We start from the raw sequence: 12604 nt of genomic DNA, 5'->3' as shown, positions 1-12604 counted from the left end.
TGGAGGAACCGTGCGTACACGCTCAAGGACGACTGTGCCCATCGGACCGACCCGTCGCACCGCCGCGGGGATCACCGCCCTCGCCGCGGTGCTCCTCGTGACTGCCTGCGGCAGCGGCGACGGGAACGGCGACTCGGGAGAAGGAGCAGCCGCAGAGGGGAAGGCGCCCGAGGACATCAACATCGCCTTCATCGGCGCCGACGGGAGCCAGAACTTCGTCCGCGAGATGCTGGCCGGGGCCGAGGCCGCCGGCGAGGAGTTCGGGGTCGACGTCCAGCTCCTCGCGCCGACCAGCCTCGACGGGCCGGCGCAGGTGCGGATGTTCGAGGACGCCATGCGCAGTGCCACCGACGGCATCGCCGTCGAGTCGCTGACCCCGGACCTGCTGGTCCGGGCGCAGGCTCGGGCCGCCCAGCAGGACATCCCGGTCATCTCGGTCGACACCCCGCCGCTGGAGGGCTCGGAGGTGACCGCCTACATCGGCAACGACAACGCCGAGGCCGGTGCGCTGCTCGCCGACGAGGCGATCCGTCTGCTGGAGGAGGCGGGCACGACACAGGGCACGGCGGTCGTCGCCAGCCCGATCCCCGGGATCCCGACGCTGGACAACCGGGCCGAGGGCATGGCGGCGGCCTTCGCCGAGAGCCTGCCGGACTTCGAGGTCGTCGGTCCGGTGGCCAGCGCTCCCGACCCGACGGGCAACTACGGCGCCTGGTCGAACCTCGTCGCGGCCAACCGGGACGCGACCGTGTTCATGGACGCCGGTGACGCCGCGCTCGCCTCGCTGGCGCAGCTGAACCGGGAGGCGGGCGGCACCTACCTCACCGGCGCCTTCGACCTGAACGAGGCGGGCCTGCAGGCGATCGCCGACGGCACCAACTTCGCCACGGTCGACCCGCAGCACTTCCTCAAGGGCTACCTCTCCACCCGCATCCTCATCGAGGCAGCGATGGGGGAGCGTGAGATCTTCGAGGGCTGGTGGGTCAGCTCGGCAGCCCTGGTCACCCAGGAGAACGTGGCGGAGACCCAGGAGCGGCAGGAGTCGAGCGAGGCCAAGCTGGAGTTCTATCGCGACGAGATCGACGCCGAGCTCGCCGACCCGCCGCTGCGGCCCTTCCCCGGTTCGGACTGACCCGGTGCTCGAGGCGCAGGGCATCCGGAAGACCTACGGCGGCGTCGTCGCCCTCGGTGGGGTCGACTTCTCCGTCCGTCCCGGCACCGTGCACGCGCTGCTCGGCGAGAACGGCGCGGGGAAGTCGACGCTGATCAAGGTCCTGGTGGGGGCTCTCCCGCCCGATTCGGGTGTCCTGCGCCTCGACGGGCGGGAACTGCGCGTGCGCACCACCGCCGACGCCGTGGACAGCGGCATCGCCGTGGTCTCGCAGGAACTCAGTCTCTTCCCCGACCTCGACGTGCTGGCCAACCTCTTCCCGATGCGCGAGCCGCGGCGGGGCGGGCTGGTGGCCCGGCGCAGGATGGCGGAGAAGGCCCGGCCGGTGCTCGACGAGCTCGGCCTGCACGTGGACCTCGACCAGTCCGTCGAGGAGCTGGCGCTGGAGCAGCGCCAGCTCCTGGAGATCGCGCGGGCACTGTGCACCGACCCGCGGGTGCTGGTGCTGGACGAACCCACGTCAGCCCTGCACGAGGACGCCACGACCCAGCTGCACCAGGTCATCCGGCGGCTGGCCGCGCGAGACGTGGCGATCGTGTACGTCTCGCACCACCTCGAGGACGTGCTCGACGTCTGCGACACCGTCACGATCATGCGCGACGGTCTGGTGGCGGTCCCGGCCGTGCCGGCCCACACCCTGTCGGTCGACCGGATCGTGCAGCACATGCTCGGGGACCGGGTGGCCGCGGAGATGGAGGCGCGGTCGCACATCGACTCCGACGCGGTCGACCCTGGTGCACCGGCGCTCCGCTTCGAGGACGTGACGCTCGGCGACGAGCTGCGCGGGGTCGACCTCGTGGTGCCCGCCGGCCGGGTCGTCGGACTGGCCGGCGTCGACGGCGCCGGGCACCGGGCCCTGCTCAGCGTGGCTGCGGGCGTCGTGCGGCCGGACCGTGGCCGGGTCGTCCTGCCCGACGGCAGGTCGCTGCGGCACAGCATCCGCGGTGCCATCGAGCAGGGCGTCGCGATCATCTCCGGGGACCGCAAGCGCTTCGGCGTCATGCTGGACAAGTCCGTCTGGGACAACGTGGCCCAGGTGAGCACCGTCGGGCTGCGGCGGGACGGGCTGCTGGTACGAGCCGGGCGGCTGCGCGACCGGGCCCAGCTCCAGGTGGCGAGCCTGGGGATCAAGACACCGTCGGTCGACCAGGAGGTGGGGATGCTCTCCGGGGGCAACCAGCAGAAGGTCGTCTTCGCCAAGTGGTTCGAGTCCGACCCCTCGGTTCTCCTGCTCGACGACCCGACCCGGGGCATCGACGTCGGGGCGAAGGCGGAGATCTACAAGCTGCTGCAGGAGCAGTCGCGTCGGGGGGCCGTCCAGCTCGTGGCCTCGTCCGACCCCCGGGAGCTGGCGGCGATCTGCGACGAGGTGGCCGTCTTCCACGAGGGGCGGATCTGCGCCCGGCTGAGCGGGGCACACCTGAACGCGCACACCGTCCTCGAGGTGATGAACACCGGGGTCCCGCCCGCCATCGACCCGCCTGAGCGCTGAGCGGGCGGACGCCGGATCGCGCGGGAACAACCCCGGGGTGGTTGCCGTTATGCTGGCCGTACAACTACACAGGGGGGCGATTGGTCTCGACTGCGGTCGTTTGGCCAGGGGAAGCGAGCCGAGGAAGGCAACGATGATCTCGTTAACCATCCGTTGCAAAAAACACAAGCGCCGATTCCAATCAGCGCGACTTCGCTCTCGCTGCCTAACAGCAGCTAGGCGAGTCTGTCAGCCCGGGTTCGTCATCGGCCCGGATCCTGGCATCAGCTAGATGACTCACCGCACGCATCGGTCGCGGGTGCGTGTGGGACACCAAACAGCGACTGGGCCCGTCATCCCGACTCGTTCGTGAGATCGGGAGGGCCGAGCAGAGGCAGAGCGAACTGCGCTCGGAGAAGCCCTGGTGATGCGTCGCAGGACGCGGGTTCGATTCCCGCCGCCTCCACCCCCCGAGGTCTCCGCACGACGTGCGGAGGTCCTGGTAGTACCCCGAACCGCCCCGGACCGTCAGGTCCGGGGCGGTTCGTCGTCTCACCCGTTGCCGGACAGCCCGACCCACCGGCCCGGGTGTGCCGCGTGCCGTCTCCGGGCACGGTCGTGAGCCAGGAGGTGTCATGTCCACATCTGGGGAGAACCGCTCATCGCCTCGCGCGAGGCGCTGGCTGCTGCTGGCGCTGGTGGGTCTGCTCGTGCTGCTGGCCCTCGCCGTCGCCGCCGTCGTCGTCGCCCAGCGGGACGACCCGGTCGACCTGAGCGAGGGGATCAGCGCCGAGGAGGTCGGCCAGGACGTCGACGGTTCCGGCCTGGTCGTCAGCGACACCATCCAGAGCGTCGGGTTCTTCGTCGACACCGACACCGGTCCGGTCTTCGTGTACTACGGCGACACCACCGACCGGTTCGGCATCGGGACCACGATCGCCGAGCTCGAGGGTGAGGTGGCCGCGGTCACCGACGGCTTCCTCGACGATCTGGGCGGTGAGCTGGAGCCCGAGCAGCTCGCTCTGCTGGCCGACGTCGAGGTGTACGTCCAGGCGGACGAGCTCGCGGTGGTCCCACGTGCCGGCAGCTGAGCCGGTGCGCGGGGTCGACGTCGTCACGGAACAGGGAGTCGCATGAGCACGCCGGCACGGCAAGCCGCACAGCCTGACCAGGAGCGCCGCCGCGGCGGCTTCAGCTCCAGGCGCGTCTTCATCCTGGCGGCGATCGGGTCGGCCGTCGGGCTCGGCAACATCTGGCGGTTCCCCTACGTCGCCTACGAGAACGGCGGCGGCGCCTTCCTGCTGCCCTACCTGGTCGCGCTGCTGACCGCCGGCATCCCGTTCCTCCTGCTGGACTACGCGATCGGCCATCGCCACCGTGGCTCGGCACCGCTCTCCTTCGCCCGGCTGCGCCGCGGCACCGAGGGGCTCGGCTGGTGGCAGGTGGGCATCTGCTTCGTCATCGCCGTCTACTACGCGGCGGTCATCGCCTGGGCGCTGCGCTACACCTTCTTCTCCCTCGACGAGGCGTGGGGCGCTGATCCCCAGGGCTTCTTCTTCGGCGAGTTCCTCCAGGCCGGTGACGTGCGGGTCACCGCGGACGTGGTGCCCGGGGTCCTCGTGCCCCTCGCGCTGGTCTGGCTGGCCGTCCTGGTGATCATGGCCCTCGGCGTCCAGCGGGGCATCGGTGCGACCTCGCTGGTCTTCATCCCGGTGCTGGTGCTCGCCTTCGCCGCCCTCGTCGTGCAGGCGCTGCTGCTGCCGGGCGCGGCCACCGGCCTGGACGCGCTCTTCACGCCCGACTGGTCGGCGCTCACCTCGGCGCCCGTCTGGGCCGCCGCGTTCGGCCAGATCTTCTTCTCGCTGTCGATCGGCTTCGGCATCATGATCACGTACTCCTCGTACGTCGGCCGGCGCGAGGACATGATCGGCTCCGGGCTCGTCGTCGGCTTCGCGAACTCCGGGTTCGAGCTGCTCGCCGGCATCGGCGTGTTCGCCGCCCTCGGGTTCATGGCCCAGGCGAACGGGGTCGCGGTCGACGAGGTGGCCGACGACGGGATCGGCCTGGCCTTCATCGCCTTCCCGGCGATCATCAGCGAGGCCCCGGCCGGCGCCCTCCTCGGCGTGCTGTTCTTCGGGTGCCTCGTCATCGCCGGCATCACCTCGCTGGTGAGCGTGATCGAGGTCGTCATCTCCGCCGTCCGCGACAAGCTCGACACCGGCCGGCTCACCGCGACCCTCCTGGTCGGCGTCCCGGCTGCGGTGCTGAGCCTGGTGCTGTTCAGCACGACGAGCGGCATCTACGTGCTCGACGTCGTCGACCACTTCGTCAACCAGTACGGCATCCTCGTCGTGGCGCTGGTCAGCATGGTGGTCGTCGCGTGGGCGCTCCGGGCCCTGCCCGCCCTCGGCGCGCACCTCAACGTCCACGGCCGTCCCCGGGTGGGCACCGGCTGGCGGCTGCTGACGAGCGTCGTCGCCCCGGTGGCCCTGGCCGTGGTGCTGGTCTTCGCACTGCGGGACGACCTCGCCGCGCGCTACGAGGACTACCCCTTCTGGCTCCTGCTGGTCCTCGGGTGGGCGCTGGTCGTGGCGCTGCCGATCATCGGCTTCCTCGTCGCCCGCCTGCCGTGGCGCGCCGGGACGCACCTGGACGGACCGCCCCCCGGCTCCGACCCGGCGGAGCCGCTGCACGCGCCCGACCCGGCCCCGAACAGCCGCCCCCAGGACGACGGAGGACCCCGATGAGCACGGCCGCGATCGTGATGATGGTGGTGGCGATGGCCGTGATCTGGGGTGGCCTCGCCCTGGCCGTCGCCAGCCTGCTGCACCACGGCGCGGTCGAGGACCGCCCCGAGGCGCCGCGCCGCGACCTCTGACGCGGCCGACCTCGTCGTCCGAGCCGGTCGGTGGGGGACGGTGTGCGCGGAGTGCCAGCCGGAGCAGGTCCAGCTGACAGTCCGCGCACGCCGTCCGGATCAGAGCTCGGCGCGCAGCAGCTCCGCGGCCTGGGCGAGGGACCGCATCTTCCCCGCGGCCGACTCCCGCGGCAGGTACTTCAGCCCGCAGTCGCTGGACAGCAGGAGCGTGTCGACGTCCACGTGGTCCAGCGCCCGGCGGACCCGGTCGGCGACGACCTGCGGGGTCTCCACCTCCGGGGTGGAGAGGTCCAGCACGCCCAGCGCGACGCCCTTGCCGCGCAGCGGGCGCAGGGTCGCCGGGTCCAGGTGCGACTGCGCCGTCTCGATCGAGATCGCCGCGGCGGGCACGTCGGCCAGCTGCGGCAGCACCGAGTAGCCCTCGGGACGGTCGGCGACCATCGCCGCGTAGCCGAAGCAGACGTGCACGTGCACCGGCCCGGGAGCGTCGGCGAGCGCTGCGGTGAGCACCTCGACGCCGTAGCGACGGGCCACCTCGGGGCGGGCCTGCAGCCACGGCTCGTCCAGCTGCACGATGTCTGCGCCGGCGGCGAACAGGTCGGCGATCTCGGCGCGGACGACCTCGGCGTAGGCCAGCGCCAGGGCCCGGTCGTCCCCGTAGTGGTCGTCCTGCGCCTGCTGCGCCATGGTGAACGGGCCGGGCACGGTGATCTTCACGGCCCGGTCGGTGTGTGCGCGCAGGAACCGCACGTCCGCCGCCTGCACTGCGGCCGGCCGGCGGATCTCACCCACCACGCGCGGCGCGGGGATGTCGATGCCGGAGCGGTTGCGCACCGACCCCGGGTGGTCCAGGTCCAGCCCGTCGAGCGCGGTGGCGAAGTGGTTGGAGTAGGACTCGCGCCGGATCTCGCCGTCGCCGACGATGTCCAGCCCGGCCTCCTCCTGCGCCCGGATGGTGGCCAGGGTGGCGTCGTCCTGGGCCTCCTGCAGGAACTCCGGGGGCACCCGCCACAGCTCCTTGGCCCGGACGCGCGGCGGGAACTGGTGCCCGAGCCGGTCGCGGTCGATCAGCCAGTCGGGCTGGGGGAGGCTGCCGACGACGGTCGTGGGCAGCGGGGGGAGCGAGGCGGGCACGGTTCCTCCTGAGGACGTGGACGTGCCCGATCCTCCACGCTGCCTGCGACGGGGCCCGCGGAGGCTCCCCGCAGGGCCCGGTCACCGGGGGCTGCTGCGCCCTGGGGACGCCGCCGTTTGGTCCACCGGGCATCGGGCACTCGGGCAACATGACTGGACGGGACGTCCCCCGGTGAGCGTGCGGAGTCGGCTGGAAGGTGTCCTGGGGGCGGTCGAGCGCTGGGACCTCCTCGACGCACCCGGCTACCAGGTGGAACACGGCGTCGCGCTGACGTACCTGCTCGCCGGCCGGTACGCCCGGCCGCTGCAGGACCTGCTGCACGGCGTCTGGCTGGGCCACCCGCTGCACCCTGCGCTGGTCACCGTGCCGGTCGGGGCCTGGACGGCGGCGCTGGTGCTCGACGGTCTCGACGCGACCGGTCGGGGCGGTCCAGGAACCGGCCCGGCGGCGCGGGCCGTCGTCGGCGTCGGGGTGGCCGGCGCGGTGGCGTCCGCGGCGACCGGGTTCACCGACTGGCAGCACGCGCACGACGGCGCCCGGCGGGTCGGGCTGGTGCACGCCGGTCTGAACAGCGCCGCCCTCGCGCTGTACGGCTGGTCCTTCGCCGATCGCGGGCGCGGCCGGGCGGTGCGGGCCCGGGTCACCGCGGCGACCGGGCTCGCGCTCACGCTGGCCAGCAGCTGGCTTGGCGGGGCCCTGTCCTACCGCCACGGCCTCGGCACCGACCACGCCGACCGCAGCCCCGAGCCGCGCCGGTTCACCCCGGTGCTCGGGCAGGCAGACCTCGTCGAGGGGGAGCCGGTCGGGGTGGACGTGGCCGGCGTGCCGGTGGTGCTGGTCGCCCGGGACGGCGAGGTCCACGCCGTGGGCGGCACCTGCCCGCACCAGGGCGCACCGCTGGGGGAGGGGTGGCTGCACCGCGGCGAACTGGTCTGCCCGTGGCACGGGTCGCGCTTCGACCTGGCCACCGGGGAACCGGCGCAGGGTCCGTCGACCGCACCGCTGCCCTGCTTCGAGACCCGGGTGAGCGGCGGCCAGGTCGAGGTCCGCCGCCGGGCGCACTGGCGCAGTCCCACCGCCACGACGACCGCCGAGGAGGCGTCCCGATGAAGGCCGACCAGGTGCTGACCGCCCACCACGACGTGCTGCGCGGGCTGCTGCGAGAACTCGCGGAGACGACCGACGACCAGGTCGCGGACCGCCGGCGGCTGCGTGATCGGCTGCTGCGCGAACTGGAGGTGCACACCCAGATCGAGGACGAGCTGTTCTACCCCGCCGTCCGGGACGTCTCCCCGCTGCTCTCGGTGGCCCACGCCGAGCACCGCCAGATCGACGAACAGCTCGCCACCGTCATGCGCACGCCCGTGGACGACCCGGAGTTCGTCACCGAGGTGCGGATGCTCTCCTCCACGCTGCACCACCACACCTTCGAGGAGGAGCAGCGGATGTTCCCCCAGGCGCACGCCCTGGGTGAGGAGCGGCTGGAGGAACTCGGCCGCCAGTTGCAGGGGCGACAGGAGGAGCTCGGCCGGTCGGGGGCGATGCGGCTGATCGTGCGGCTCAAGCGGATGACGCTGAAGCTGGTCTGACCCGCCCGGGGTACAGCAGGCTGTACTCCTGGCCCGGTTCGCTGTCCCCGCCCGGTGCCGGGCCCTAGCGTCTGCAGCCGTGGGGACGACGAGCAGGCAGCGCGCGGGCGCCCGGCGAGGCCCCCTGGCCCGCGCAGCCGGCCGCAGCCTCGTGGCCCTGGAGCAGCTGCCCGGTGCGCTCGGCACCGCGTTGTTGGCGCTGGGGGTGCTGCTGTTCCTGCTCGGCGCACTGGTCACCAGCCTGGTCGGGATCGGGCTCCTGGCGCTGCCCGCCGGCCTGCGCGGGGTCCACGCGGTCGCCGAGCGGGAACGGGGACGGCTCGGTCGCTGGGGTCCGGAGGTCGTCGGCCCGGGGCCCCCGCCGCGGCCTCTCCGGGACGCAGTCGCCGACCCGGCCACCCGGCGCCAGCTGCGCTGGCTGGCGGGGCACGCGACGGGCGGCCTGCTGTCGTCGGCGATCGGGTTGCTGCTGCCGATCTACGCCGTCCGTGAGCTCACCTTCCCGCTGTGGTGGCAGTTGCTGCCCGAGGACGAGGCCACCGACGCGCTGACCTTCTGGGTGGTGGAGGACTGGGCCGACGTGGTCCCGGTGACGGCCATCGGACTGGTCTGGGCGCTGCTCACCGTCGTCCTCACCCCGCCGGTGGCCGGCCTCCTGGCCCGGCGCGGACGCCGGCTGCTGGCCGCGGACGCCGGCACGGACCTCTCGCTGCGGGTCGCGGAGCTGACCGCCACCCGCGCCGCTGCCCTGGACGCGCACGCCACCGAGCTGCGCCGGATCGAGCGCTCCCTGCACGACGGCGCACAGAACCGGCTGGTCGGTGTCACGGTGCTGCTCGGCGCCGCCCGGCGGGCCGTGCCCCGGGACCCGGCGGCCGCCGAGGAGATCCTCGGGCGGGCGCAGGACGCCGCGGAGCAGGCCCTGGCCGAGCTGCGGTCGGTGGCCCGCGGCATCCTGCCGCCGGTGCTGGAGGACCGCGGTCTGGCCGGCGCGCTCACCGGGCTGGCCGCGACCTCCGCCGTGCCGTGCCAGGTGGACGTCGACGTGCCGGTCCGCTGCGCCGCCTCCGTCGAGGCCACCGCCTACTTCGCCGTCGCCGAGGCGCTCACCAACGTGTCCCGGCACAGCGGGGCCGGCCGGGCCGCCGTCCAGGTGCGGCTGCGCGAGCAGCGGCTGTGCGTCCGCGTCACCGATGACGGCGCCGGTGGCGCCGTCGAGGGTGGCGGCTCCGGGCTGGTCGGCATCCGCCGCCGCGTCGAGGCCCACGACGGCACCCTCACCCTGACCAGCCCGCCCGGCGGGCCCACCACCCTGACCGTGGAGCTGCCGTGCGGATCGTGATCGCCGAGGACGACGCCCTGCTGCGCGAGGGCCTGGCCCTGCTGCTGCGGGCGGAGCAGCTGGACGTGGTGGCGACCGCGGCCGGTCCGGCGGAGTTCCTCACCGCGCTGGACCAGCACCGGCCCGACGTGGCGATCGTCGACGTCCGGATGCCGCCGACGCACACCGACGAGGGGATCGTGGCCGCCGTCGAGGCGCGGCGCCGCCGCCCGGACCTCGCCGTCCTGGTGCTGTCGGCGCACGTGGAGCAGGCCTTCGCCACCGACCTGCTCGCCGGCGGCGCCGCCCGGCTGGGCTACCTGCTCAAGGAGCGGGTCGGCCGGGTGGAGGAGTTCCTCGGCGCTCTGCACCGGGTGGCCGCCGGCGGCACGGCGATCGACCCGGAGGTGGTCGCCCAGCTGTTCGCCCGCACCCGCACCGACACCCGGCTGGAGCGGCTCAGCCCCCGGGAGCGGGAGGTGCTGGCGCTGATGGCCGAGGGGCTGGGCAACACCGCGATCGGGGAGCGGCTGGTGGTCACCGACGGCGCGGTGCACAAGCACATCCGCAGCATCTTCGCCAAGCTCGACCTGCCCCCCGACGATCGGGCGGACCGCCGGGTGACCGCGGTGCTCCGCTACCTGGAGGACGTCCGCCGCCGCGCCTAGCTCGCGTCCTCATGTGCGTTCAGGCCAGGGCGGGACGCCGAGCTGGCGGTGTCGCGGCAGGTGGGTGCGTGCTCGTCACAGCGGCCAGCCGGAGCGGCCCACGAACGGCAGACGACCGACCATGTCGGGTCGTTGTTCCCGGACACGGGTCTCGGGCGCAGCTAGCCCGGGATGCGATGCCCCGTCACGGTCGACTTGGGGAGCCGGCCTGCGCGGGAGTGGCCATGGAGCTCGTCCCCAGCGACGACGACGTCGAACACGAGCTTCAGCCGCAGTGGCTTCGTGATGGTCTGCGTCCAGGTCACCTGCTCACCGTCCTGGTGTGCTGCTGTCCGGACGTCGTGCAGTGGGACCGTCTCTCCTCTTCCGGTGGCCTGGCCGGTGAAGCCGTCGTCGTGCTGGGTGAAGGTCATCTCTGCCTCGATGCTGCCGATGGGGGTCTGCATGCGCAGGGCCCAGTGGCCGGGGAGGTGGCTGGTGGTCGGCACGGGAGTCCTCAGGTCAGGCGGGGAGCGGGACGTGACCGACGGGGCGCCAGACGGTGCCGCGTCGCTCGTACTGGAAGAGCTGCTCGACGGCGTGGGCGACCTGGGGTCCGAACTGTCGGTCCAGCAGGTGCAACCCGAGGTCCAGACCGGAGGTGACCCCGCCAGCGCTGACCAGGTCGCCGTCGTCGACGACCCGCGCGTCGACCACGTGCACGCCGGTGGCCTCGAGGACGTCGTTGCCCATGTGGTGAGTGACGGCGTGGCGGCCGTCCAGGAGCCCTGCCATGGCCAGGGCGAGGGAACCACCGCAGACGGTGGCCACCACAGTGTCGGGCGCGGCGAAGGCCTGCTCGATCTTGCCCGGCAGCGAGGTCTCCCCGACGCGGGCCAGCAGGACTGGGATGGTGTCCACCACGTCGGGATCGGCGGCCACCGGGCCCGAGGCGCCCGGGACGATCACGTAGCCGGGCTCCGTGGGGGCGAGCACGTGGGTGGCCTCCAGCCGCAGGCCACCCGTGCCGCTGGTGACCGGACCGGTGGCGTCGATGCCGACCAGTCGCACCTCGAGCCGGCCGCCAACTGAGTCCGAGCCTGCACTGAGCACCTCGAAGGGTGCGATGACGTCCAGCGGGTCGAACCCGTCGAAGAGCACGATCTGGGCCAGCACCAAAGTTCCTCTCGCAGGGCGTATGGCGAGCCTAGAACTGGCCGGGCGCTTGCGTGAGTGGCCAATTGGCCAACCTCCGCAATGATCTCGCCAGGTTCGGCGCTACCGTGAGTGGCGTGCACACCGTGGTGGTCCTGGCCCTGGATGGCGTGATCACGTTCGATCTCGGCACGCCGGTGGAGGTGTTCGGGCGCACCACCGTTGCGGGTGAGCCCGCCTACGAGGTGGTCGTCGCCGGTCCACGGCGCACCGTCGACGCCGGGCCGGTCTCGCTGGCCGTGCCGCACGGCCTCGACCGCATCGTCAACGCGGACACGGTGATCGTCCCGGGCCGGTCGGACCTCACTCTGCCGCCGGACCCCCGGGCGGTGCGTGCCCTCCAGGAAGCGGCCGGCCGCGGTGCGCGCATCGCGTCCATCTGCGTGGGCGCCCTGGACCTGGCGGCCACCGGGCTGCTGGACGGACTGCGGGCCACGACCCACTGGCGGGCCGCCGGTGTCCTCGCCGACCGTCATCCGGCCGTCGACGTCGACGCGGGCGCCCTGTTCGTCGACAACGGCCAGGTGCTCACCTCCGCCGGTGCGGCGGCCGGCCTGGACCTCTGCCTGCACATCATCGCCCGCGACCACGGAGGAGCGGTCGCTGCCGAAGCCGCCCGCACCGCCGTCGTGCCGCTGACGAGGGACGCCGGCCAAGCGCAGTTCATCCGGGACGACGAGCTGGGCAGCGGCGGGCTGGCGGCAACGCTCCAGTGGATCGAGGAGCACGCTGCCGAGCCCTTGACCGTCGCCGACATCGCCGCGGTGTCCGCCGTCAGCGCCCGCACCCTCAACCGCCGGTTCGCCGAGGAGGTGGGGACCACCCCCAGCGCCTGGCTGACCCGGTCCCGGGTCCGCCGGGCGCAGCGGCTGCTGGAGACCACGGACTGGTCGGTCGACCGCGTCGCCATGGCCAGCGGCCTGGGGTCGGCCACCAATCTGCGGACCCGGTTCTCCGCCGTCGTGGGTACCAGCCCCACGCGCTACCGGACTGCCCTGGGCGCCGCCCCGCGCTGACCTGGGTTCGTGGTCGGCGGGGTCTGCCTCGGATGCACGGAGGCCGGGGCGTCTCGGCCCAGCCAGGTGAAGAGCAGCTGGTACCGGGCGCCTGCGGTGCTCCGCCAGGTGCCGCGCGGGGGAGTTGCACGGTCGGCAGGAGAGCTGCGACGGCCACTTCG

13 protein-coding genes and 1 other RNA gene are annotated in these 12604 nt (G+C 73.3%); 11 read left to right on the top strand and 3 right to left on the bottom strand.

The genetic code is table 11. The annotated features are described in order from the left end of the window. Positions 1-34: 34 nt before the first annotated feature. The 6 genes from O2W20_RS16440 to O2W20_RS16415 all read left to right on the top strand — a co-directional run bounded on the left by O2W20_RS16440 (position 35) and on the right by O2W20_RS16415 (position 5520). Positions 35-1132, top strand: a complete 1098-nt coding sequence (locus O2W20_RS16440) for a sugar ABC transporter substrate-binding protein (protein WP_269171106.1) — start codon at positions 35-37, stop codon at positions 1130-1132. Positions 1133-1136: 4 nt separating this feature from the next. Continuing rightward, a complete protein-coding gene (locus tag O2W20_RS16435; RefSeq protein WP_269171108.1) occupies positions 1137-2663 on the top strand; it encodes a sugar ABC transporter ATP-binding protein in 1527 nt (508 codons plus the stop codon). A 72-nt stretch (positions 2664-2735) separates the two neighbouring features. Next, positions 2736-3111: a transfer-messenger RNA gene (ssrA, locus tag O2W20_RS16430) on the top strand. 166 nt (positions 3112-3277) lie between these two features. Next, on the top strand, positions 3278-3733 hold the full coding sequence (locus tag O2W20_RS16425; RefSeq protein ID WP_269171109.1) for a hypothetical protein: 456 nt from the start codon (positions 3278-3280) through the stop codon (positions 3731-3733). Positions 3734-3775: 42 nt separating this feature from the next. Further along, positions 3776-5389, top strand: coding sequence for a sodium-dependent transporter (locus tag O2W20_RS16420; protein ID WP_269171110.1), 1614 nt, complete (start codon positions 3776-3778; stop codon positions 5387-5389). Further along, positions 5386-5520, top strand: a complete 135-nt coding sequence (locus O2W20_RS16415) for a methionine/alanine import family NSS transporter small subunit (RefSeq protein WP_269171111.1) — start codon at positions 5386-5388, stop codon at positions 5518-5520. Before O2W20_RS16420 ends, O2W20_RS16415 begins: the two co-directional genes overlap by 4 nt. A 99-nt stretch (positions 5521-5619) precedes the next feature. Here O2W20_RS16415 and O2W20_RS16410 read toward each other — a convergent pair whose 3' ends face one another. After that, a complete protein-coding gene (locus tag O2W20_RS16410) occupies positions 5620-6654 on the bottom strand; it encodes a 5-methyltetrahydropteroyltriglutamate--homocysteine methyltransferase (protein ID WP_269171112.1) in 1035 nt (344 codons plus the stop codon). A gap of 172 nt (positions 6655-6826) precedes the next feature. Here O2W20_RS16410 and O2W20_RS16405 point away from each other — a divergent pair, with 172 nt between their 5' ends. From O2W20_RS16405 to O2W20_RS16390, 4 genes are all read left to right on the top strand, one after another. After that, on the top strand, positions 6827-7765 hold the full coding sequence (locus tag O2W20_RS16405; protein WP_269171113.1) for a Rieske 2Fe-2S domain-containing protein: 939 nt from the start codon (positions 6827-6829) through the stop codon (positions 7763-7765). Beyond that, on the top strand, positions 7762-8244 hold the full coding sequence (locus O2W20_RS16400; protein ID WP_269171114.1) for a hemerythrin domain-containing protein: 483 nt from the start codon (positions 7762-7764) through the stop codon (positions 8242-8244). The genes O2W20_RS16405 and O2W20_RS16400 overlap by 4 nt, the downstream gene beginning before the upstream one ends. Before the next feature lie 79 nt (positions 8245-8323). Further along, the gene (locus tag O2W20_RS16395; RefSeq protein WP_269171115.1) at positions 8324-9586 is read left to right on the top strand and encodes a sensor histidine kinase; all 1263 of its coding nucleotides are present in this window, start codon (positions 8324-8326) and stop codon (positions 9584-9586) included. After that, complete coding sequence (locus tag O2W20_RS16390) at positions 9574-10233, top strand: response regulator transcription factor (RefSeq protein WP_269171116.1); 660 nt, start codon at positions 9574-9576, stop codon at positions 10231-10233. The genes O2W20_RS16395 and O2W20_RS16390 overlap by 13 nt, the downstream gene beginning before the upstream one ends. 161 nt (positions 10234-10394) lie before the next feature. Here O2W20_RS16390 and O2W20_RS16385 read toward each other — a convergent pair whose 3' ends face one another. Next, positions 10395-10721: a hypothetical protein gene (locus O2W20_RS16385; protein WP_269171117.1), complete on the bottom strand. Its 327-nt coding sequence runs from the start codon at positions 10719-10721 to the stop codon at positions 10395-10397. Positions 10722-10734: 13 nt separating this feature from the next. Then, a complete protein-coding gene (locus O2W20_RS16380; RefSeq protein ID WP_269164810.1) occupies positions 10735-11388 on the bottom strand; it encodes a DJ-1/PfpI family protein in 654 nt (217 codons plus the stop codon). A gap of 116 nt (positions 11389-11504) precedes the next feature. On the opposite strand from O2W20_RS16380, the gene O2W20_RS16375 reads away from it, so the two are divergent. Then, positions 11505-12443, top strand: a complete 939-nt coding sequence (locus tag O2W20_RS16375; RefSeq protein ID WP_269171118.1) for a GlxA family transcriptional regulator — start codon at positions 11505-11507, stop codon at positions 12441-12443. Positions 12444-12604: the final 161 nt, after the last annotated feature.

Source organism: Modestobacter sp. VKM Ac-2982, from assembly GCF_026967935.1.
In the GTDB taxonomy this organism is placed as follows: domain Bacteria; phylum Actinomycetota; class Actinomycetes; order Mycobacteriales; family Geodermatophilaceae; genus Modestobacter.
Note: the sequence above shows the minus strand (reverse complement) of the source record. Positions and strands in the feature narration are given on the sequence as shown.

What these genes read in the sequence shown, in the direction of transcription:
- O2W20_RS16400 (WP_269171114.1), top strand. Translation starts at nt 7,762, where the DNA reads ATGAAGGCCGACCAGGTGCTGACCGCCCACCACGACGTGCTGCGCGGG.
- O2W20_RS16415 (WP_269171111.1), top strand. Translation starts at nt 5,386, where the DNA reads ATGAGCACGGCCGCGATCGTGATGATGGTGGTGGCGATGGCCGTGATC.
- O2W20_RS16420 (WP_269171110.1), top strand. Translation starts at nt 3,776, where the DNA reads ATGAGCACGCCGGCACGGCAAGCCGCACAGCCTGACCAGGAGCGCCGC.
- O2W20_RS16425 (WP_269171109.1), top strand. Translation starts at nt 3,278, where the DNA reads ATGTCCACATCTGGGGAGAACCGCTCATCGCCTCGCGCGAGGCGCTGG.